General features: G+C 71.3%; 16 protein-coding genes. 8 read left to right on the top strand and 8 right to left on the bottom strand.

The window, feature by feature from the left end; translation table 11 throughout:
• The first annotated feature begins 23 nt into the window (after nt 1-23).
• Together GTY47_RS31600 and GTY47_RS31595 are read left to right on the top strand one after the other, a co-directional pair.
• Entirely contained in the window at nt 24-1,301 is a 1,278-nt protein-coding gene (locus GTY47_RS31600; protein WP_010045726.1) for an amino acid deaminase, read from the top strand.
• Nucleotides 1,302-1,313: 12 nt separating this feature from the next.
• On the top strand, nt 1,314-2,924 hold the full coding sequence (locus GTY47_RS31595; RefSeq protein ID WP_010045725.1) for a D-aminoacylase: 1,611 nt from the start codon (nt 1,314-1,316) through the stop codon (nt 2,922-2,924).
• Between the two features lie 28 nt (nt 2,925-2,952).
• Here GTY47_RS31595 and GTY47_RS31590 read toward each other — a convergent pair whose 3' ends face one another.
• Nucleotides 2,953-3,879: a serine protease gene (locus tag GTY47_RS31590; protein WP_010045721.1), complete on the bottom strand. Its 927-nt coding sequence runs from the start codon at nt 3,877-3,879 to the stop codon at nt 2,953-2,955.
• 162 nt (nt 3,880-4,041) lie between these two features.
• Nucleotides 4,042-4,800: a hypothetical protein gene (locus tag GTY47_RS31585; RefSeq protein WP_010045720.1), complete on the bottom strand. Its 759-nt coding sequence runs from the start codon at nt 4,798-4,800 to the stop codon at nt 4,042-4,044.
• A 126-nt stretch (nt 4,801-4,926) separates the two neighbouring features.
• Between GTY47_RS31585 and GTY47_RS31580 the strand changes: the two genes are divergently transcribed.
• Nucleotides 4,927-6,138, top strand: a complete 1,212-nt coding sequence (locus GTY47_RS31580) for a pyridoxal phosphate-dependent aminotransferase (protein ID WP_010045719.1) — start codon at nt 4,927-4,929, stop codon at nt 6,136-6,138.
• Nucleotides 6,139-6,252: 114 nt separating this feature from the next.
• Nucleotides 6,253-6,675 carry a hypothetical protein gene (locus tag GTY47_RS31575; RefSeq protein ID WP_010045718.1) on the top strand — a complete coding sequence of 141 codons (423 nt, stop codon included), beginning with the start codon at nt 6,253-6,255 and terminating at the stop codon, nt 6,673-6,675.
• 199 nt (nt 6,676-6,874) lie between these two features.
• Here GTY47_RS31575 and GTY47_RS31570 read toward each other — a convergent pair whose 3' ends face one another.
• Nucleotides 6,875-8,608 (bottom strand): Ig-like domain repeat protein, encoded by a 1,734-nt coding sequence (locus GTY47_RS31570; protein WP_173937253.1) that lies wholly within the window; start codon nt 8,606-8,608, stop codon nt 6,875-6,877.
• 239 nt (nt 8,609-8,847) lie between these two features.
• On the bottom strand, nt 8,848-10,677 hold the full coding sequence (locus tag GTY47_RS31565) for a phosphoenolpyruvate carboxykinase (GTP) (RefSeq protein WP_010045716.1): 1,830 nt from the start codon (nt 10,675-10,677) through the stop codon (nt 8,848-8,850).
• A gap of 326 nt (nt 10,678-11,003) precedes the next feature.
• Here GTY47_RS31565 and GTY47_RS31560 point away from each other — a divergent pair, with 326 nt between their 5' ends.
• The 4 genes from GTY47_RS31560 to GTY47_RS31545 all read left to right on the top strand — a co-directional run bounded on the left by GTY47_RS31560 (nt 11,004) and on the right by GTY47_RS31545 (nt 14,767).
• Nucleotides 11,004-11,717: a hemolysin III family protein gene (locus GTY47_RS31560; protein ID WP_010045713.1), complete on the top strand. Its 714-nt coding sequence runs from the start codon at nt 11,004-11,006 to the stop codon at nt 11,715-11,717.
• Between the two features lie 108 nt (nt 11,718-11,825).
• Nucleotides 11,826-13,376, top strand: coding sequence for a DHA2 family efflux MFS transporter permease subunit (locus tag GTY47_RS31555; RefSeq protein ID WP_029181575.1), 1,551 nt, complete (start codon nt 11,826-11,828; stop codon nt 13,374-13,376).
• Nucleotides 13,373-14,008 (top strand): TetR family transcriptional regulator, encoded by a 636-nt coding sequence (locus GTY47_RS31550; RefSeq protein ID WP_029181574.1) that lies wholly within the window; start codon nt 13,373-13,375, stop codon nt 14,006-14,008. The genes GTY47_RS31555 and GTY47_RS31550 overlap by 4 nt, the downstream gene beginning before the upstream one ends.
• A gap of 33 nt (nt 14,009-14,041) precedes the next feature.
• Nucleotides 14,042-14,767, top strand: a complete 726-nt coding sequence (locus tag GTY47_RS31545) for a Mut7-C RNAse domain-containing protein (protein ID WP_010045703.1) — start codon at nt 14,042-14,044, stop codon at nt 14,765-14,767.
• Here GTY47_RS31545 and GTY47_RS31540 read toward each other — a convergent pair.
• Genes GTY47_RS31540 through GTY47_RS31525 form a run of 4 tightly spaced genes read right to left on the bottom strand, consistent with a single transcriptional unit; the run spans nt 14,764 to nt 21,291 of the window.
• On the bottom strand, nt 14,764-17,169 hold the full coding sequence (locus GTY47_RS31540; RefSeq protein ID WP_029181573.1) for a galactose oxidase-like domain-containing protein: 2,406 nt from the start codon (nt 17,167-17,169) through the stop codon (nt 14,764-14,766). The two genes, GTY47_RS31545 and GTY47_RS31540, sit on opposite strands and share 4 nt — an antisense overlap.
• Nucleotides 17,166-18,359 carry a glycosyltransferase family 2 protein gene (locus GTY47_RS31535; protein WP_010045699.1) on the bottom strand — a complete coding sequence of 398 codons (1,194 nt, stop codon included), beginning with the start codon at nt 18,357-18,359 and terminating at the stop codon, nt 17,166-17,168. Before GTY47_RS31535 ends, GTY47_RS31540 begins: the two co-directional genes overlap by 4 nt.
• The gene (locus tag GTY47_RS31530; RefSeq protein WP_010045696.1) at nt 18,356-20,005 is read right to left on the bottom strand and encodes a phospholipid carrier-dependent glycosyltransferase; all 1,650 of its coding nucleotides are present in this window, start codon (nt 20,003-20,005) and stop codon (nt 18,356-18,358) included. Before GTY47_RS31530 ends, GTY47_RS31535 begins: the two co-directional genes overlap by 4 nt.
• Nucleotides 20,002-21,291, bottom strand: a complete 1,290-nt coding sequence (locus GTY47_RS31525; RefSeq protein ID WP_010045693.1) for a glycosyltransferase — start codon at nt 21,289-21,291, stop codon at nt 20,002-20,004. Before GTY47_RS31525 ends, GTY47_RS31530 begins: the two co-directional genes overlap by 4 nt.
• Between the last annotated feature and the right edge of the window lie 59 nt (nt 21,292-21,350).

The following is a 21,350-nucleotide window of genomic DNA, read 5'->3' as shown; positions in this document are numbered from 1 at the left end:
ACACCGCTGATCAGGGAGGCTCCATGTCAGCCGATACCGCCGCCGAGTCCCTCGCCCGGCTCGCCGCCGAGCGTGTCGACCACCGCTTCAAGGGCCTCCCGCCGGACGCCGACGGCCTGACCGTGGGCGAGCTGGCCGCCCAGCGCCGGAACCTCTTCACCGGTGGCTTCGCCACGCCCGTGCTCGCGCTGTCCGCCGAGCGCCTGGAGCACAACCTGAGGCTGATGGAGACCTACGCGGACCGGCACGGCCTGGCCTTCGCGCCGCACGGCAAGACCTCCATGGCGCCGCAGCTGTTCCAGCGTCAGATCGACCACGGGGCGTGGGGCATCACGCTGGCGGTGCCGCACCAGGTGCGGGTGGCGCGCGCGTTCGGCACCCGGCGCGTGTTCCTGGCGAACGAGCTGGTCGACCCGGCGGCCCTGCGCTGGGTCTCCGCCGAGCTCGACGCCGACCCGGAGTTCCGCTTCATCGCCTACGTCGACTCGGTGCGCGGGGTGGAGCTGATGGACGCCGCGCTGGGCGAAGCCCGGCGCCCGCTGGACGTCGTCGTGGAACTCGCCGCCGGGGAGGGCGCCCGTACCGGTGTGCGTACGGAGGCGGAGTGCGCGGCGGTCGCGGACGCGGTGGCCCGCACGCGGTCCCTGCGGCTGGTCGGCGTCGCGGGCTACGAGGGCGAGGTGCCGAAGGCCGACCCGGAGCGGGTGACGGCGTGGCTGCGGCGGCTGGTCGCGCTGGCCGCCGGCTTCGACGAGGCCGGACGGTTCTCCGGTGTGGACGAGATCGTCGTCAGCGCGGGCGGCAGCGCCTGGTTCGACGCGGTGGCCGACGTCTTCGCGGAGATCCCCGAACTCTCCCGGCCCGTCCTGAAGCTGCTGCGCTCGGGCGCCTACGTCTCGCACGACGACGGCCACTACCGCAAGCTGACCCCGTTCAACCGGGTGCCCGAGGAGGGCGCCCTGGAGCCGGCGTTCCGGCTGTGGACGCAGGTCGTGTCGCGGCCCTCCGCCGAGCAGGCCTTCGTCAACGCGGGCAAGCGGGACGCGGCCTACGACCTCGACCTGCCCTTCGCCCAGGTGATCCGCCGGGACGGCGCCGAGCGCCCGGCCACCGGCGTGTCGGTGACGGCCCTGTCCGACCAGCACGCCTGGCTGAGCACCACGCCGGAGGCGGATCTGGAGGTGGGCGACTGGGTCGGTCTGGGGCTGTCCCATCCGTGCACGTCGTTCGACAAGTGGCCGCTGATCCCGGTCGCTCAGGCGGACGGCACGGTCGTCGACTACGTCCGTACGTTCTTCTAGGAGGCCGGCGCGATGGAAGAGCTCGTCATCCGGGACGCGGACGTCGTGGACGGCTCCGGCGAACCCTCCTACCGGGCCGATGTCGTGGTCGACGGCGGCCGGATCGTGGGCATCGTCAAGGAGGCCGCCGCGGCCGGCTGCCAGCGGCCGAAGGCGCGCCGGGAGCTGGACGCCGAGGGCCTCGTCCTCGCCCCCGGCTTCGTCGACATGCACGCCCACAGCGACCTGGCCCTGCTGCGGGACCCCGACCACAGCGCCAAGGCCGCGCAGGGCGTCACGCTGGAGGTCATCGGCCAGGACGGGCTGTCGTACGCGCCGGTCGACGACCGCACGCTCGGCGAGGTGCGCCGGGCGATCGCCGGGTGGAACGGCTCCGGCGACGACATCCACTTCGACTGGCGGACGGTGGGCGAGTACCTGGACCGCCTCGATGGCGGCATCGCCGTGAACGCGGCCTACCTCGTCCCGCAGGGCACGGTCCGCGCGCTCGCCGTCGGCTGGGAGGACCGGGAGGCCACCCCGCGGGAGCTGGACCGGATGCGGCAGTTGGTCGCCGAGGGCATGGAGCAGGGCGCCGTCGGCATGTCGTCGGGGCTGACGTACACGCCCGGCATGTACGCGAAGGACGCCGAACTGACCGAGCTGTGCCGGGTGGTGGCGTCCTACGGCGGCTACTACTGCCCGCACCACCGCTCCTACGGCGCGGGCGCCCTGGAGGCGTACCGGGAGATGGTCGCGCTGACCCGGGAGGCGGGCTGCTCCCTGCATCTCGCCCACGCCACCATGAACTTCGGCGTGAACAAGGGCCGCGCGCCCGAGCTGCTGGCCCTGCTGGACGAGGCGCTGGCGGCCGGGGCGGACATCAGCCTCGACACGTACCCCTACACACCGGGCTGTACGACGCTCGCGGCCGTGCTGCCGAGCTGGGCGAGCGAGGGCGGCCCCGAGCAGGTCCTCAGGCGGCTGGCGGACGAGGAGACGGCCGGGCGGATCCGCCACGACCTGGAGGTCACCGGCTCGGACGGCTGCCACGGTGTGCCCATCGAGTGGGACACGATCGAGATCTCCGGCGTGGGCGATCCGGCCCTGGCCGATTTCGTCGGCCTAACGGTCCAGGAGTCGGCGGACGCGCGGGGCGAGGCCCCCTGGGTGACCGCGCGCGGGCTGCTGCTGGCCGACCGGCTGGCGCCGACGATCCTCCAGCACGTCGGCCACGAGGAGAACGTCCGGGCGATCATGCGCCACCGGGTGCACACGGGCGGCTCGGACGGCATCCTCCAGGGCGCCAAGCCGCACCCGCGCGCCTACGGCACGTTCCCGCACTACCTCGGCCACTACGTGCGGGAGTTGGGGGTGCTGTCGCTGGAGGAGTGCGTCGCGCACCTCACCTCGCGCCCGGCGGCCCGGCTCCGGCTGCCGGACCGGGGCCTGGTGCGCGAGGGGTACGTCGCCGACCTGGTGCTCTTCGACCCGGCGACGGTCGCGGCGGGGTCGAGCTTCGCCGAGCCGCGCGTGCTCCCGACGGGCATCCCGTACGTGCTGGTCGGCGGGCGGTTCGTGATCGAGGACGGGCGCCGCACCGACGCCCTGGCGGGCCGGGCGGTCCGCAGGACTCCCGCGTGACCGCCCGACCCGGGGACCTGCCCTGGCCTTACGGCCTGGGCAGGGTGCAGCCGCTCGCGCTCAGGTCGAGCTTGTTGTCGATGCCGAAGCAGGCCGGGATCTGATAGGTCTCCTGGCCGTAGTTGATGCCCTTGCGGACCGTCACGTTGCCGCTCGCGTCGACCTCACAGGGGTTGTTCACCGTGCAGCGCTCGCCGTCCTCGTTGCCGGTGTTGTTGATGGCGACGACCTTGCCGGTGGCCTGGTCGACGACGGGCGAGCCGGACGTGCCGCCGATGGTGTTGCAGGCGGAGGTGTAACGGACCGAGTCCTTCCAGGTCCAGTCGCCCTCCTTCAGGCGGTGCGCGAACCCGTCGATGTCGCAGCTGTAGATCCGCTTCCAGTAGCCGGAGGGGATGCTGATGGCGGTGCCGGCGACCGGGTGCGTGTCGTTCAGCGTCAGCGGGCTGATGCCGTACGAGCTCTTGATCTGCGCGTAGCTGGTGGTGAGCTGGTAGAACGCGACGTCCGTGTCGGTCATCGTGCCGTACGCGAGCTTGGCGGCGCGCAGGGTCGCGACGCGCGAGCCGGAGGCGTTGAGCAGGCCGAAGGTGCGGCTGGAGGCCTTGTCGACGAGCACCTCGCCGGGTGCGGGGAAGCCGCTGTCCAGGCAGTGGCCGTTGGTCATCACCAGCGCCGGGTCGTCGGCCTCGGAGTCCGGCATGCGGACGACGGAGCCGGAGCAGTTGCTGAGCGCGACCGTGCCGGCGAAGTTCACGCCCTTGGGCGCCGGGTTGGTGATCCCGGACACGGTCTCCGCTGCGGACGTGACCACGTCCGAGACGGCGGACGTGACCGCGCCCGTGTCCGCGACCTTGCCGACGCCCGTGGGGGCGGCCTCGGCAGCGGTCGCGGGAGCCGCGCCGGCCCCGGCTATCGCCAGGGCGCAGAACGCGGCTGCGAGAGGTTTTCTCATGGGGGGTCCCCTCTTGCGACGGAGGCGGCCGGAAATCTTCCGGCCGCCCGCACTGTTGTCATGCGCATTGTGATCGTCGCAAGGCGGGTGGGGCAAGGACTTGTTCCGCGACCGGAACCCGTCCGTCCGGTCTGACCCTACTCAACGGCCCTGGCGGGTCGGCTACTTGGGGCCCTTGGTGCCGCCGGGGCCGTGTCCGGGCTTTTCACCGGATCTGCCCGGGGCCGAGGTGCCGGCGGCGGGAGCGGAGGTCGTCGGGGTACCGGCCGTGGGACTGCCGGCCGAGGGACTCGCGGGGTCCGGCCCGGACTCGGACGGGGTGGGGCTCGCCGCGGTGGACGGGCTCCCGGACGCGGCGCCGGACGGCTCGTCACGATCCGTCGGCCCGCCGACGAACGGGGCCTGAGAGGTCGATGCCCGACCGCCGCCGGTGGACGGCGCCGAGGGCGACTCCCCCGCCGTCGGGCCCGTCCGGCCACCCCCGCCCGGGCGCGAACCGCCCTCGCGCGCCCCGCCGGAGGGCGCGTCCGAGAAGCCGAGACCGGCGATCAGCGCGGCCGCCGACACGGCGCCCACGACTCCGGCGGCGACCGCCACGCGGCGGGCACGCCACGGCGCTCGTCTGCGGCGGGAGCGGCGGCCCGCACCGGAACGGCCGTGCGCCGGTACCGCCGGCAGCTCGCGCGTGTCACCCGCACCGCCCGGACCGTGCGGGTCGTCGTGGGCGCCCCGGAGGTCCCGGGTGTCCCGGAGGTCCCGGGCGTCCGTGGGGTCGTACACGTCCTGCCATCCGTGTGCCGCCGCCGGATCCGCGTACGCGTCATAGGCCGGTGGCGGGTCGGCCTGCGGCAGGTACACGTTCGGCGGCCCCTGGGGGCCGCCGTTCGTCGCTCCGTCGGCGTACTCGGATGGCCTGGACATGGCGGCGCATTCTAGGCATCGATGGTGCTGGTGGGACAGCGCGCGGCGATATCCGCCCAAACCGACGCGTCTCACGTGGCGGAAAACACGACCCGTGACGCATTACCGCCCCGTAAGCTCCCAGACATGCAGGTGATCCAGTCGACCAAGCTCGCCAACGTCTGTTACGAGATCCGGGGCCCGGTGCTCGAGGAGGCGATGCGGCTGGAAGCCGCCGGTCACCGCATCCTCAAGCTGAACACGGGCAACCCGGCGGCGTTCGGCTTCGAGTGCCCGCCCGAGATCCTGGAGGACATCCTCCGGAACGTGTCCTCGGCGCACGGGTACGGAGACGCCAAGGGGCTGCTGGCGGCCCGCCGCGCGGTCGTGATGCACAACCAGACACTCGGCATCGAGACGGACGTCGAGCACGTCTTCATCGGCAACGGCGTCTCCGAGCTGATCGTGATGGCGATGCAGGGCCTGCTGGACGACGGGGACGAGGTGCTCGTGCCCGCCCCGGACTATCCGCTGTGGACCGCCGCCGTCTCCCTGTCCGGCGGCACCGCCGTGCACTACCGGTGCGACGAGCAGTCCGACTGGATGCCGGACCTGGCCGACGTCGAGCGCAAGGTCACCGACCGCACCAAGGCGCTCGTGATCATCAACCCCAACAACCCGACCGGGGCCGTCTACGACGAGGCGATGATCAAGGGGCTCACCGACATCGCCCGCCGCCACAACCTGCTGGTCTGCTCGGACGAGATCTACGACAAGATCCTCTACGACGGCGCCACGCACACCCCGACCGCCGCCGTCGCCCCCGACCTGCTGACCCTCACCTTCAACGGCATGTCGAAGGCGTACCGGGTGGCCGGCTACCGGGTCGGCTGGATGTCCATCTCCGGACCCCGCGCGCACGCCGACTCCTACATCGAGGGCCTGACGATCCTGGCGAACATGCGGCTGTGCGCGAACATGCCGGGACAGCACGGCGTCGTCGCGGCGCTCAGCGGACGCCAGACGATCAACGACCTGGTACTGCCGGGCGGCCGGCTGCGCGAGCAGCGGGACGTCGCCTACGAGCTGCTGACCCAGATCCCGGGCGTGACCTGCGTGAAGCCGAAGGGGGCGCTGTATCTCTTCCCGCGCCTCGACCCCAAGGTCTTCAAGATCAAGGACGACCGGCGGATGGTCCTGGACCTGCTCCGCCGCGAGAAGATCATGGTCGTCCAGGGCACCGGCTTCAACTGGCCGGAGCCGGACCACTTCCGGGTGGTGACCCTGCCGACGGTCGGGGACCTGCGGGACGCCGTGGGCCGGATCGGGCATTTCCTGGACGGCTACAGCCAGGCCTGACCGGCGACACCTCGCTCACCGTACGTGTGCATCCAGTCCGGTTTTGCGAACAACTCAACTTTAGACGAAATCTAAGCTAGGATGGGTTCCTGTAAGCACTCAGGAGGCCCTCCCATGTACGAACCGATCCGCGCCAAGTCGGTCCACAGCACGGTGGACGGCCCCAACCCCGACTTTCCCCACCGTTCCCGCGAGGAAGAGCTGGACATCCAGCTCGCGGGTCATCTCGCCGCCCTGCTCGCCGTCACGGACGAGCTGCGGGCGACGGAGACCTCGACCGACCTGGACACCGCGGCGGAGCGGCTCGCGGAGCAGGTGGGCCGGCTGCGGGGAGGGCGTACGCCGGTCCGCGCGCCGATGAGCGGCATCCGGCGGGAGCGCGGCGCGGCAGCCCTGCACCGGAGGGCGCACGCCCTGGCGGGCCGCGCGCTGGTCGTCGCCGCCTCCCGCGCCGACACGGCGGCAGCCATCCTGTCCGCCGAGCGGATGGACGCGCACGCCGCGGCCCTGGAGCCGCGCGAACTCGCCTCCCGCTGAGCCCCGGAGGGGCTCCCCCAGACGGCCCCGGTCCGCGCGCACCCGCAGCGACGCGCGGACCGGGTGCCATGCACTGCGCCGGCTTGAGCCGGTTATCGCCGCTGTGCTTCTTGGCTGTGGGTTAGTGCGGGTCGTGCGTGGCTGGTCGCGCAGTTCCCCGCGCCCCTGAGGACGTGCCCGCCCAGGGCGTTTGAGTGCCTCAGCGCCTCACGTACACCTCCGCCGAGGCCGTTGAGCTCTCGTGCAGGTCGTCGCCCGGCCAGCTGACCGTGTAGGTCACCTCGCGGCGGGTGCGCGGCACGTCGTTGATCGTGAACGTGCCGTCGGCGGCGACGGTCACCGACGACAGCGTGCCCGTGCCGAGCCGGTCCTCGCGTACGACCTCGAGCACGGCCCGCTCGGGCAGCGCCCTGCCCTGGGCGGTGAACGTGCCGGTGATCTCGATGCCGCCCGACATGCTCGCCTCCTCGGGGGCGGTGAGCGCGATCGACGTGGGCGCCTTGCCGACCGTCACGGTGTGGGTGACGTCGGTGGCCGGACGGTGGGTCAGATCACCGAGGTACGACACCGTGTACGTGGCCTCGCCGACCAGGCCGGGCTCGTCGAGGACGGTGAAGGTGCCGTCCGCCTTGACGGTGGCGGTGCCGAGGTCGTGGGTGCCGTCGGCGTCGGTGCGGGTCGCCCTGACCTTCAGCGGCTCGGCGGGCGCGGGCCCGTCCTGCTCCAGCCTGCCGCGCACGGCCAGCGGCTCGCCCGCCACGGCCCGGGCGGGGCTGTGGGTGAGACCGCCGGTGAAGCGGGTCTCGTACTGGACGGCGGGTGGCTTGATGATGTGCAGCCAGTACTGCCCGCCGGCCGCGTTGGTGGTGACCGCGAACAGCCGGGAGCCGTCCGACGACCACTCCATGCCGCGCGGTACGACCCGGTCGCCGTCGAGGCTGCCCTCGAAGACGAACTCCAGCGGGGTGGTGGAGTCGTCCGGGTCGGCCGGCTGCACCAGCAGGTCGGGGACGGCACCGGTGGCGGCGGCTCCGCGCGCGATGTACCCGCCGTCGCCGCTGAAGGCGACCGCGCTGGCGGTGGCACCGTCGGGCAGGGCCTGGTAGCCGGTGACCGCGTCCGACAGGTCGCCGGTGTTCAGCAGCCGGGTGCCGGCGGTGGCGTCGGCGACGGCGACCTTGCTGCCGTCGGCGGACAGCGCCAGGTCCTTGAGGTTCAGGGCACCGTTGCCGGCGCCGTCGGCGAAGCGGCGGGCGGCGCCCCGGACCAGGGCGCCGTTGCCCGTGTCGTACACGGCGAGGAAGGGGTTGGCCGCCTTGGCGTTGAGCGGCTGGCCCATGAGCATGCGGTCCCCGGCGCCGGCCTCCAGCAGCAGATCGCCGTAGTCGTTCCAGCCGGTGCGCGTGTGCACGCCGCGCACGATCCCGTCGAGCTGGGTCTCGGCGGTGGCGCACTGGGAGGTCGAGGCGGCGTTCGGTGTCGTGAAGTAGAGCTGGCCGCCGGACTGGGCGAGCTCCCGGCCGCACGCGTCGGTGTTTGCGGCGGAGACGGTGGTGCGCTGGAACGTGGTGGTGTCGTAGGCCTCGATACGGTCGCGCAGGCCCGCGTACAGCGTGCTGCCGTCGGCGCTGACCGCGAGGCCGGAGACGTGGGCCTGGTTGGTGGTGAGGGTCGTGAGGCGCTCGCCCTCGAAGGTGTAGACGGCGATGGTGCCGGAGTTGAGGTAGTAGCCGACGTTGCTGTCCGCCACGAAGACACGCTGGTGGACGTTGTCGACGGCCAGTGCCGAGTACGAAGAGATCGGCAGTTTGGCCACGGCGTCGGAGGCCGCCGCGTGTGCCGCGGGCGCGGCGGCGACGGTGAGTCCGGTCCCCGCGAGCATCGCGGCGGACAGCGTGGCCGCGAGCCGTCTGGAACGATGTGCAGTATTCAACTGTGCCCCCCACAGGCTGTCTTGCGGGCCTCACCGGGACGGGTGAGGCACCTGCAGAGAGCATGAAACAGGCGTGAAGATCCTGTGAGCAAGGGGGCACGACGGGAACGCCGGAGGCAGGGGCCCGCACGCCGTTGTGCGAACCCCTGCCCCATGTGGTGCTGTCACCGCGGCCGGCCGTGACGATGTTGCTGGTCAGGGCACGATCGGAGCCGGCCGCGGCGTCGGTGGAGGGCTTCTCAGCCCAGGCGCTGCACCAGCGCGCGGTACTCGTCCCACAGCTCCTTGGGCGTGTGGTCACCGAAGGTGTTGAGGTGCTCGGGGACCAGGGCGGCCTCCTCGCGCCAGACCTCCTTGTCGACCGTGAGCAGGAACTCCAGGTCGGAGTCGGCCAGTTCCAGGCCGTCGGTGTCGAGGGCGCCCTTGGTCGGCAGGATGCCGATCGGCGTCTCGACGCCCTCCGCCTTGCCCTCCAGGCGCTCCACGATCCACTTCAGGACACGGGAGTTCTCACCGAAGCCGGGCCAGACGAACTTGCCGTCGTCGTCCTTGCGGAACCAGTTGACGTAGTAGATCTTCGGCAGCTTGGACTGGTCCTTGCCCTTGGCCACGTCGATCCAGTGGGCCATGTAGTCGCCCATGTTGTAGCCGCAGAACGGCAGCATCGCGAACGGGTCGCGGCGCAGTTCGCCGACCTTGCCCTCGGCGGCGGCGGTCTTCTCGGAGGCCACGTTGGCGCCGAGGAAGACGCCGTGGTTCCAGTCGAAGGACTCCGTCACCAGCGGGACGGCGGTGGCGCGGCGGCCGCCGAAGAGGATCGCCGAGATCGGCACGCCCTTCGGGTCCTCCCACTCCGGCGCGATGATCGGGCACTGGGCGGCGGGGACGGTGAAACGGGCGTTCGGGTGCGCGGCCGGCGTCTGGGACTCGGGCGTCCAGTCGTTGCCCTTCCAGTCCGTGAGGTGGGCGGGCGGCTCCTCGGTCATGCCCTCCCACCACACGTCGCCGTCGTCCGTCAGCGCGACGTTGGTGAAGACCGCGTTGCCCCACAGCGTCTTCATCGCGTTGGCGTTGGTGTGCTCGCCGGTGCCGGGCGCGACACCGAAGAAGCCCGCCTCGGGGTTGATGGCGTACAGCCGGCCGTCCTCGCCGAAGCGCATCCAGGCGATGTCGTCGCCGATGGTCTCGACCGTCCAGCCGGGGATGGTCGGCTCCAGCATGGCGAGGTTGGTCTTGCCGCAGGCGCTCGGGAAGGCCGCCGCCACGTACTTGGCCTCGCCGCGCGGCGGGGTGAGCTTCAGGACCAGCATGTGCTCGGCCAGCCAGCCCTCGTCACGCGCCATCACGGAGGCGATGCGCAGGGCGTAGCACTTCTTGCCCAGCAGGGCGTTGCCGCCGTAGCCGGAGCCGTAGGACCAGATCTCGCGGTCCTCGGGGAAGTGCGAGATGTACTTGGTCGTGTTGCAGGGCCAGGGGACGTCCTCCTGGCCGGGCTCCAGCGGGGCGCCCAGGGTGTGCACGGCCTTCACGAAGAAGCCGTCGGAGCCCAGTTCGTCGAGCACCGCCTGGCCCATGCGCGTCATCGTGCGCATGGAGACGGCGACGTACGCCGAGTCGGTGATCTCGACTCCGAGCGCGGACAGCGGCGAGCCGAGCGGGCCCATGCAGAAGGGCACGACGTACATGGTCCGGCCGCGCATCGAGCCGCGGAAGAGGCCGCCCTGGCCCCCGGAGCCCTGGAAGATCTCCCGCATCTCGGCGGGGGCCTTCCAGTGGTTGGTCGGGCCCGCGTCCGCCTCCTCCTCGGAGCAGATGAACGTCCGGTCCTCCACGCGGGCGACGTCGGTGGGGTCGGAGGCCGCGTAGTAGGAGTGGGGGCGCTTGATCGGGTCGAGTTTCCGGAAGGTGCCCTTCTGGACGAGCTCCTCGCACAGTCGCTCGTACTCGGCCTCGGATCCGTCACACCAGACCACGTTGTCCGGCTGGGTCAGCTCGGCGATCTCGTTCACCCACGAGATCAGGCCCTGATGGGTGGTGGGGACGGTGGGAGCCGCGATGTCGCGCGCCACGATTGCTCCTAAATGAGGGATTTTTTTGATGTGGAGGCCCCGTGGGGGCTGCGACCCGGATGCTTCACGGTGAAACTTGGCGCTCATCCGGTGCCGACCGCACTCATTTGATCATCCGATGCCTGCGCCCATCTGTCCAGAGGAGCGCACAGGTGAGCAACGTGAGGATCGCCACGGTTTCTCGCGCCCCTTTACAGACACGTTGGGTTCACCTGACCGACCGTTTGCGTAACCATCGTTCGGCCACGGTGAGAGGATGGCCACTCTTCATCGGCCAATCGACCGGACCCTTAGGTCACTTACGGTTCCGTAGCTACCATTCGGCCATGACTGCGTTCGCCCCCGACGCGCCTACGGACACGCCGGCCGACGGCCGTGGTCCGACGGCGCTCTCACTGCCGCACCCGGTGAAGCCCAAGCTGCGCGGCTGGCTGCACCTCGGTATGTTTCCGGCCGTCCTCGTCGCGGGCCTGGTACTGACCGCCCTCGCCGACTCGACCAGAGGGCGCGTCGCCTGCGGGATCTTCGCACTGACGGCGTGCCTGCTGTTCGGCGTGAGCGCCCTGTACCACCGGGGCGACTGGAGTCCCCGCATGGACGGCGTCCTGCGCCGCCTGGATCACGCCAACATCTTCCTGATCATCGCGGGCACCTACACACCGCTGACCATGCTGCTGCTGCCGGGCGCCAAGGGCCAGTGGCTGCTGTGGGGCATCTGGGCCGCGGCGGCGGCCGGCATCATATTCCGCGTCTTCTGGGTCGGCGCCCCGCGCTGGCTCTACACGCCGTGCTACATCGCGATGGGCTGGGCGGCCGTCTTCTACCTGCCGGACTTCATGCGGACCGGCGGCATCGCCGTCCTCGTCCTGGTCATCGTCGGCGGTGTGCTCTACAGCGCGGGCGGCGTGATCTACGGGATCAAGCGGCCCAACCCGTCACCGCGCTGGTTCGGCTTCCACGAGGTGTTCCACTCCTTCACCCTGGCGGCCTTCATCGCGCACTACGTGGGGATCTCGCTGGTGGCGTACCAGCACGGGTAGCTCCCCCTCACCCCAGCCTCGGCCACGGCTTGCGAGCCGTGGCCTTTTTGCGTGCCCACAGGGCCCGGATATTGACAGTACCTATCTTTTGAGAGCTACTCTCATTTCATGGCTGCTGTCATCACACCCGATCCGCGTCGCTGGTGGGCCCTGGGGGCCTTGGTCGCGAGCATGCTCACGCTCGGTTTCGACATGACGATCCTCAACGTCGCGCTGCCGACCATGGCCGAAGAGCTCGGCGCGACCACCGGCGAACAGCAGTGGATGGCCGACGCCTACGTCGTCGTCTTCGCCGCGCTGATGCTCCCCGCCGGGCTGCTCGGCGACCGCTTCGGACGGCGGTTGATGCTGGTCACCGGTCTCGGGGTCTTCCTCGCCGGCTCGGTCGCGGGCGCCCTGGCCCCGGACGTGACCTGGGTCGTCGCCGCCCGTGCCGTGATGGGTGTCGGAGGGGCACTGGTCATGCCGCTCGCCCTGTCCGTGCTGCCCTCGCTGTTCGGGCCGGAGGAGCGCAGCAAGGCCATCGGCGTCATGTCGGCCGCCTCCGCGCTCGGCATGCCGCTCGGCCCGATCCTGGGCGGCTGGCTGCTCGACCACTTCTGGTGGGGCTCGGTCTTCCTGGTCAACGTCCCGATGGTCGCCATCGGCATCACGGCCTGCCTCTTCCTGCTTCCGGAGACGCGGGACCCGGCCTCCCCCAAGGTCGACACCGTCGCCACGGCGCTCATCACGGCCGGCCTCGGCGCTCTCGTCTACGCCATCATCGAGGCGCCCACCCGGGGCTGGGGCGACCCGGTGGTGGCCGGGTTCCTCGCCGGTGCGGTGGTCCTGCTGGCCGGGCTCGTGCTGCGCGAGCGCCGGGCGCCGCGGCCCATGCTCGACATGGAGCTGCTCGGACACCGCGGCTTCCTCGTGAACGGGCTCACGGCGACCCTGGTCACCTTCGTCCTGGCGGGCCTGCTGTTCCTGCTGCCGCCCTACCTCCAGGCCGTCCTCGGCCACGACGCCCTCGGCACCGGGCTGCGGCTGCTTCCCATGATGGGCGGCCTGATGGTCGCCGCGCGCGGTGCCCAGCCGGTCGTCGCCCGGTTCGGCCCGCGCGCGGTGGTCAGCTGCGGCCTGGTGGTGCTGGCCTTCGCCGCGTTCCTCGGCAGCCGTACGACGGTCGACTCCGGCTACGGCTTCACCGCGCTGTGGCTGACCATCACCGGCATCGGCTTCGGCTTCGCCGTGGTCCCGGCCATGGACGGGGCGCTGGCCGCCCTGCCCGCGGACCGGGCGGGGAGCGGCTCCGGGCTCCTGATGACCCTGCGCCAGGTGGGCAGCGCGATCGGCATCGCCCTGCTCGGCAGCCTGCTCGCGAGCGCCTACCGGGACCGGCTCGACGTCACCGGCCTGCCCGCCCGGGCCGCCGACACCGCCGGGGAGTCCGTGGTCGCCGCGCACCTGGTCGCCGAGCGCACCGGCGCGCCCGGCCTCGCCGCCTCCGCGAACAGCGCCTACGTCCACGGCATGGGCGTCGTCCTGCTGGTGTGCGGCGTCGCGGCCCTGGTCGCAGCGCTGATCGCCGGGGCGTTCCTGCCCGGCGGCCGGACCGCCCCGGACGACGGTGACGGCACCCCGGCCATGGCCGAGCCCGACGCCGATGTCCGACAATGACGCTCATGACGGCCCCACGCACCACCCCCGCCGACCGGCCCCCACTGGGACTCCGCGAGCGCAAGAAGATCAAGACCCGCCAGGCGATCCGCGCCGCGACCTACGCGCTGATCGAGGAGCAGGGCTACGACGCCACGACGATCGAGCAGATCGCCGACCGGGCCGAGGTGTCGCCGTCGACCGTCTTCCGGTACTTCCCGACCAAGGAGGACATCGTCATCACCGACGAGTGGGACCCGGTGATGCTGGCGGAGTTGCGGGCCAGGCCCGAGACCGAGTCGTGGTCGGACGTCCTGCGGCATGTGATGCGCACGGCCCTCGACCTGAGCCTCGCCGAGGAACCCGAGGTGATCCGGTTGCGGACCCGGCTCGGGGTCGAGGTCCCCGCCGTCCGTGCCCGCATGATGGAGAGCATGGCGGCGACCGGCCGGCTGCTCCGCGAAGCCCTCGCCGAGCGCTTCGGACTGGACCCCGACGGCCTGGAGCTACGGGTCTTCGCCATGTCCGTGATGGGCGGGCTGATGGAGGTCTCCCACTACTGGGCCGAGACCGGCCACCGGGACGACATCCGGGAACTGGTCGACCGTGCGCTGGACGTCCTGGAACGCGGCCTGCCGACCGGAAAACCCTGAGGCCGGCGCCCGTCGCCGTGACATCCTGACCGGGTGAACGGTCCCGAGATCCACGTCGAGTTCGCCCCCGAGCTGCACGTGTTCGTCCCCCAGGCCCGGCGGGCGGGCGCCCTGCCGGCCACCACGGACGGCGTCTCCAGTCTGGGCCATGTCGTCGAGTCGCTGGGTGTGCCGCTGACCGAGGTGGGCGCCCTGGTCGTGGACGGACGCGAGGTGCCCTTCTCGCACGTGCCGGCCTCCGGCGAGTCGGTGACCGTACGGACCGTCGCCCGCCCCCAGCGGGTGCCGGGCGCGCCCCTGTGCTTCCTCCTCGACGTACACCTCGGCACGCTGGCCCGCCGGCTGCGGCTGCTCGGCGTCGACACGGCATACGAGTCGACCGACATCGGCGACCCCGCCCTCGCGGCGCGTTCGGCGGCCGAGCGGCGGGTCATGCTGAGCCGCGACCGGGGGCTGCTGCGGCGCCGCGAGCTGTGGGCGGGGGCGTTCGTGTACAGCACCCGGCCGGAGGAGCAGCTTCGGGACGTCCTGGACCGCTTCCAGCCCGAACTGCGGCCCTGGACACGGTGCACGGCCTGCAACGGGCTGCTGCGCCAGGCCTCCAAGGACGAGGTGGCGGATCAGCTCAAGCACGGCACGCACGCGACGTACGACGTGTTCGCGCAGTGCACCGCGTGCGGCCGGGCGTACTGGAAGGGCGCGCACCACGAGCAGTTGGAGGCCATCGTGGAGCGCGCCCTCGCCGAGTTCGGGAGCTAATTCCTCCTCAGGTCCGCCTTGCCGCAGGCGATCCCGTCCCCGTCGCGGTCCAGGCCCAGCGGGTCGTCGCGGCCGTTGACCTTCAGGCGGCCGTAGTCGTTCTCCCTGAGCCACTCGCAGCGGGCGACCGTCGTCTTCTTCACCTGCGCCGGGAAGCCGGTCGGCACGCAGACGTTGATCGAGCCGTAGTGGCGGTCGCAGCCGGAGATCGTCGGGCTGACCTTCTGCGACGTGCGCTTCTTGCCGGGCTTCACGACCTTGCCCTCGGGCGCGCCCGCGAAGTCGTGGACGTGCGCCGAGGCGTCCGTCGCCTTGAGGGCCTGGGGGCCCTGGAGGTGCACCCACTTCGCCACCGACGGCACTCCGTTCGCGTCGACCGCGAAGAGCATGTACCAGCCGGGCGGGGCCAGGTTGGGGTTGCTCGTCACGTTCAGGTCGACGTTGTTGCCGTCGACGGACAGCGGCAGGTCCACGAACCGCTGGTTGGGGTCGGAGGAGTGCGTGACGGCGGCCGGGCGGATCAGCTCGGCCTTGGCGATGGGCCGGTCGACGGTGATGCGCTGGGTGTCGCCGTAGTTCCACTCGGTGTCGATCACCGAGGTGATCGTGGGGCGCGGGCCCTTGAACAGGTAGGGCGGGCTGTAGACCGACACGTCGTGGTTCCAGGAGCCGTTGCCCGGGTTGTCGCCGGTCGTCATGACGCGGCCGTCGGGGAGCAGGAACGCCGACGAGTGGTAGCCGCGCGCCTCGGGGTCGACGGCCACCGGGTCGAAGGTCTCCGACTCCGGGTCGAAGATCGACGTCTCGTAGACCGGGTTGGCACGGTTGTGCAGCGCGCCGCCCGTCTCCAGCACCTTGCCGTCGGGCAGGAGCACGGCGGAGACGTACATCTTGCCCTGGGCGCCGGTCTGCGGCACCGGGCCGTTGCCCAGGTCGACCGTGCCCTGCGGGATCGGCGGCCCGGCCACGTAGGCCGGGGCCGGCTGCTTGAGGTCGATGATGTCGGTCAGGCGGTTCGCCTCCGGGTTGGAGTCGATGTTGCCGCCGCCGAGGGTGAGGACCCTCTGGTCCTGCGCCGGGGGCAGCAGCACGCTGGCCGACTGGTCGCGCTCGTCCTTCTTCTGCAGGCCGGGGACCTGGGTGATGGTGTTGGCGCCGTAGTCGTAGATCGCCGAACCGGTGCCGGGGATGTTGTTGCCGAAGACATGGCTGCCCGAGTAGAAGAGGCGGCCGTCCTGCATGAGGATCATCGACGGGTACAGGCCCCAGTACGACCAGGTCTGGTTGACCTTCCAGGTCGGCTGCCACTGCTGTTCGGCCTCGGAGAACAGCTCGGCGGTGACCGAGCCGCTGGAGTCCTCGCGCAGGCCGCCGAAGGAGATGACGTCGCCGTTGCCGAGGATCGTGGCCGACGGGTACCAGTGGCCGTCGTTCATGTCGTTGGTCTTCGTGTAGGTCTCGGTCTCCGGGTCGAAGATGTACGAGTCCTTGTAGCCCTGGTAGCCGACGCGGCCGTCCGCCGTGGGGTAGCCCTTGTTGCCGCTCATCACCAGCACGCGCCCGTCCTGGAGCTGCACATGGCCGGCGCAGAACATGTCCTTCGGCGTGGGGACGACCTTGTAGGTGCCCTTCTCCGGGTCGTACACCGCCGAGGTGAAGGTGCCCGCCTCGAACATCGACTCGTCGTTGCCGGAGCCCGCGATCAGCAGCACCTTGCCGTTGTTGAGGACGACGGAGTGCATGGAGCGCACCGGGTTCCGCGTGGGCAGCACGTCCCACTTGCCGTTGGCGCACTGATCCGCGCTGCCGGTGCACTGCGGGGGCGGGACCGGGTCGGCGACCTGCTCCATCGTGTAGTCGTCGGTCGTGGCCGAGCCGGTGCCGTAGACGGAGACGCCCCAGGAGATGCGGTCGGTGCCGGCCGGGACCTCGGGGGTGCGGACCGTGGCCTCGGTCCAGGTGCCGGCCATGTCCAGCGTCTTGAGGTCGGTCCAGTACTGCCAGCCGGCCGTCGTGTCGTGCCGGAAGAGGGTGACCGAGGCATCCGGGGTGGTCGTCTTGTACCAGAGGCCGAGGTCGTACTGCTTGCCCGGCGTCACCACCGGCGCGCACTCGGCGGACTCGGTGATCAGGGCCTTGCGGTCGCCGTCGACGCGGCGGGTCAGCTCGACCTTCATGGCCTTGCCGCCGGTGTGCGCGTCGGCCGTCGTGGTGAAGGTGAAGTCGTTGTCGCCCCAGCCGGACTTCTCCCAGCAGTACGGCATGTCGCCGGTGCCGGCGGTCTCGAAGCCGGGGTTGCGGATGAGGTTGGCGGCGGAGGCGGGCTGGGGCGCGGTCAGCAGGAGGCCGGCCGTGAGCGCGCCCACGCCGACGAGTGCGGTTCTTCTCCGGTGTCTGTTCACACGGCTCTCCTCGCGGTGCGGCTCTCGCGCACGGGGTTCTCACGTCCCCGGCGCGGCAGGTAGACCAGCGCTTCGGTCCCCACGAAGCGCAGGACGAACGTCGTCACCAGCGCGAGCGCGGTGGCGGACAGCACGCCCAGGTGCAGCTGGTGCACGAACAGGGCGATGAGCGGGATGCGCAGCACCAGATCGGCGTTGGCGAGCAGCGCGAACCGCCCGGCCCGGTCCCACCAGCGCCGGTGCCGGCGCCGATCGCGGAACAGCAGGTGCTCGATGAGCAGGAAGTTCCAGGCGACGCCGAGCTGGTTGGCGAGGATCTCCGCCGGTACGTAGTGCATGCCGACGGCGGTCAGCGCCCACAGCCCGAGCAGGTTCGGCAGGAAGCCGGTGAGCCCGATCAGGCCGAAGCCGACCATGCGCGCGACCGGCGAGGCGGCGCGCAGCCCGGCCAGGTGGCGCAGGAACCGCAGGCCCTCCTGCGCGGTCGACTTGGACTCCCCGGCGAACCGGTCCTGGAAGACGAAGGGCACCTCGGTGACCCGGCGCGGGCGGCTGCGGACGGCGAGTTCGAGGAGGATCTTGTAGCCGAGCGGCTGGAGCACCTCGGCGGTGACCGCGCTGCGGCGGATCGCGAAGAAGCCGCTCATCGGGTCGCTGATGCCGTGCAGCCGGCGCGGGAACAGTGCCTTGGTCAGCCAGGTCGCCCCGCGCGAGACGGCCACGCGGTAGCTGCCCGCGAGTCCGGCCCGGCTGCCGCCCTTGATGTACCGGGAGGCGACGACCAGCCCGGCGTTCGCCCGCTCGCCGGTGGCGACCAGGTCGGGCACGAGGGACGGCGGGTGCTGGCAGTCGCCGTCCATGACGACGATCCAGTCGGACGTGGCGGCCTTCAGTCCCTCGACGACCGCGCCGCCGAGCCCGCCCACCGGCTCCTGGCGGTGCAGGACGGTCACCGGGAACGGGCAGTCCTGCGCCGCCTTCTCGATGACCTCGGGCGTGTCGTCGGTGGAGTCGTCCACGAAGAGGACCTCGCAGGGCAGCCGGGCCGGCACGGCCTCGGTGATCTGGTGCAGCAACTGCCGTACGTTCGCCGACTCGTTGAACGTCGGTACGACGATGGTGACGGCGCCCGGTTCGGGGATCTCGGCGGTCTCGACGACCTCTCCGGGGACGGTGGACTCCTGGCTCATCGCGCGCCTCCGGCGGACGTCTGGATCTGGCGGATCTCGATGCGGTCCTCGCCGGTGCCGAAGGTGGCGACCGGGTCCGAGTGCTCCATGGCGGCCTTGACGTTGGGCAGGTCGGCCGCGTCGCGCCGCACGGTCGGCGAGGCGACGACGTAGTCCAGGTCCTTCCAGCCGCGCGGCATCGTCTTGGTCACCGCCGGGTCGAGGTCGGCCTTGTAGAACCAGATGACGCCGAGGCCCGGCCGGTAGCCCTGGTGCACGAGGTCGAGCCAGAGGGCGTCGTCGACCAGCACCCGGGTGCGCTCCGGGTTCTCGACCTCGGTGGCCAGCCACCGGGAGGCGGCCTTGTAGGGGGCGTTGGCGTCGGTGGTGACGGCGGTTCGGGCGCCGTCGTACCAGTGCGGCACGACGTAGGCGCCGGCGGCGAGGGCGAGGACCGTGGCGAGCGCGTACCGGCCCACGCTGACGTACCGTTTCTCCGCCTCGGAGCGCCAGCGGCTCAGCACCGCGTGGGCGACGGAGGCGGTTCCTCCGGCGAGGACCAGTGCGAGGAACGGCAGGGCCTGGATGACGTACATCGCGGGCAGGTAGCCGTTCGGGCGCAGGGCCAGCGCGGCGAAGACGGCGACGGCCAGGGCCGGTCCGGCGAGGGCGCGGGCGGTGACCGACCAGCGCCAGGTGACGAGGAGGAGCAGGGCGCCCGCGAGGCCGCCGAGGGGCAGGATCCTGTCGTAGTACAGCCACGACTGGAGCACGCCCCAGGAGCCGGAGCCCTGGTCCAGGATGAAGCCGGAACCCGGCCTGGTCATCTGGTACTTGACGCCGTCCCAGAGGGAGACGTGCCCCGCGCCCGGCAGCAGCTCGCCCTTGAGCAGGGCGAACAGCGGATACGAGAAGCCGATCAGGGCGCAGGCCGTGACGGCGCCGGTGAGGGCGAACTTGCGGGTGTCCTTGTGGCTGTGCCGCCACATGGTGAGGAACAGGGCGGGCAGGACGACGAGCATCGTCTCCTTGGTGAGGACGGCCGTCGCCGCCGCGATGCCCGCGCCGAAGTGGTGCCACAGGTGGCGGCTCGGGGAGGCGGCCAGCGTGAAGGCCAGCAGCGTCCACATCACCGCGAGGTTGTCGAGGAAGATCTCCCGCTGGAGGACGACCGCCAGCGGCGAGAGGCCGAAGAACACCATGCCGAGCGCGGCGGCCCAGCGGGGCAGGGCGAGGCGGCGGCCCAGGACGTAGACGAGGACCGCGCTGATGCCGCTGATCACCAGCATCGCCGCACGCATGGTGCCCACCGTCATCGACTCGGGGCTGATCAGCGCCGGGATCCAGGTCAGCACGGCGATCTGGATCCAGCCGAGCGGCGGGTGGTCGTACCAGTAGGTGTAGTGGGCGAGGCCGTTGCCCTGCTGGACCGACCAGGCCTGGGCGAGGTAGGTGCCCTCGTCGTCGCTGAGGGCCGGGTAGTCGGCGATGTTCCAGCCCTGCACGACGAGGATCGCCACGAGGAGGACACCGCACAGGAGCAGGTCGGACCGGGAGGAGCGCAGCCGGCTCGGCGGCTCCGGTCGCCGGTGGGCACCGGTGCGGGGCGCGGGCTGCCGCTGCGCGGGGACCTTCGCAGGGGTCACCGCTGGAAGGGTGGAGGTCACGCGGGAACGTCCTCTCGGGTCACGGGAACGTCCCGCCGGCTCACGGCCGTCTCGTCGAGATGCGCGCCGACGTGGGTCGTCAGCTCCCAGTCGTTGCGGCCGCGCTGCTCACGCCACACGGCACGGACGGCCGCCCCGGCGAGCAGGACCTGGTAGAAGGGGCCGCCCAGGATCAGCTTCAGGTAGTGCGCGAACCGCACGCGCAGCCCGTACTGCTTGCCGAAGTCGTGCAGGCCGACGATCTCGAAGACGAAGGTGACCAGGGCGGTGACGGCCGGCAGGAAGGTGATGAAGGCGATGCCGACGGGCACGTCCAGGAACAGCGCGACCGCCACGTTCAGCGGGATGATCAGGCCGGTGAAGGCCTGCATGAACGGCGTCATCAGGGTGTAGCGGGCGAGCAGCCGCTGCCCGAGGGTGGGCAGTTGCTTCCAGTCCTTCTTCCGGTACACCTGGAGGAACCCCTGGTTCCAGCGGGTGCGCTGCTTCAGCAGGGACATCAGCGAGCCCGGGGTCTCCTCCCGGGTCACCATGTCGGAGTCGTAGGCGACGACGACCTTCTTGCCGATGCTGGAGAGCCGGACGCCCAGGTCGCAGTCCTCGGCGAGGCAGTTCGGGTCCCAGCCGCCGGCTTCCCTCAGGACGCCCGTGCGGACGAAGACGGTGTTGCCGCCGAGCGGAATGAATCCTTTCTGCGCGTGCAGATGGAGCCGCGAGCGGAACCAGAAGAAGTACTCCAGGCAGTTGCGCAGGCTGTACCAGCTGGAGTGGAAGTTGATCAGCTGCACGCCGCCCTGGACGACGTCCGCACCGGTGGTGCGGAAGGCGTGGTCGACGTGGGCGAGGAGCTCGGGGTGGACCTGGTCCTCCGCGTCGAAGACCCCGACGACGTCGCCGCGGCAGTGCGGCAGGGCCGTGTTCATGGCCTTCGGCTTGTTCTTCTTCTCGTGGCGGTCGACGACGACCCGGACCCGTGGATCACGCGCCGCGGCCTGCTCGGCCACGGCGGTGGTCTCCGGGTCGTCGTGCCCGACGATCACGATGATCTCGAAGTCGGTGTGGCTCGACTCCAGCAGCCGCTGGATCGTGTGGTCCAGCACCGCCTGTTCGTGCCGGGCGGGCAGCAGCAGCGAGAAGGAGACGTGCTCGTTCCCGTCCGGGCTGCTGAACCGCGTGGAGGCGAGCACTTCCGGCGTACGCCAGGCGTGCATCTGCCACCACAGGGTGAACGCCGCCATCCAGAACAGGGCCAGTGAAACGGCAGCGATGAAGACAGACGTGAGCAAACAGATCCCCCCAGATCCCAGAACCCCCCGCCGTGACGGTTTATCTCATGCGTCACGGC

Source organism: Streptomyces sp. SID5464 (genome assembly GCF_009862985.1).
GTDB lineage: Bacteria > Actinomycetota > Actinomycetes > Streptomycetales > Streptomycetaceae > Streptomyces > Streptomyces chartreusis_D.
This window is presented reverse-complemented; position numbering and strand designations above follow the sequence as displayed.

Coding starts and splice junctions, on each gene's coding strand:
- GTY47_RS31555 (WP_029181575.1), top strand. CDS start 11,826: ATGGCTGCTGTCATCACACCCGATCCGCGTCGCTGGTGGGCCCTGGGG.
- GTY47_RS31560 (WP_010045713.1), top strand. CDS start 11,004: ATGACTGCGTTCGCCCCCGACGCGCCTACGGACACGCCGGCCGACGGC.
- GTY47_RS31585 (WP_010045720.1), bottom strand. CDS start 4,800: ATGTCCAGGCCATCCGAGTACGCCGACGGAGCGACGAACGGCGGCCCC.
- GTY47_RS31580 (WP_010045719.1), top strand. CDS start 4,927: ATGCAGGTGATCCAGTCGACCAAGCTCGCCAACGTCTGTTACGAGATC.
- GTY47_RS31535 (WP_010045699.1), bottom strand. CDS start 18,359: ATGAGCCAGGAGTCCACCGTCCCCGGAGAGGTCGTCGAGACCGCCGAG.
- GTY47_RS31600 (WP_010045726.1), top strand. CDS start 24: ATGTCAGCCGATACCGCCGCCGAGTCCCTCGCCCGGCTCGCCGCCGAG.
- GTY47_RS31595 (WP_010045725.1), top strand. CDS start 1,314: ATGGAAGAGCTCGTCATCCGGGACGCGGACGTCGTGGACGGCTCCGGC.
- GTY47_RS31590 (WP_010045721.1), bottom strand. CDS start 3,879: ATGAGAAAACCTCTCGCAGCCGCGTTCTGCGCCCTGGCGATAGCCGGG.
- GTY47_RS31575 (WP_010045718.1), top strand. CDS start 6,253: ATGTACGAACCGATCCGCGCCAAGTCGGTCCACAGCACGGTGGACGGC.
- GTY47_RS31550 (WP_029181574.1), top strand. CDS start 13,373: ATGACGCTCATGACGGCCCCACGCACCACCCCCGCCGACCGGCCCCCA.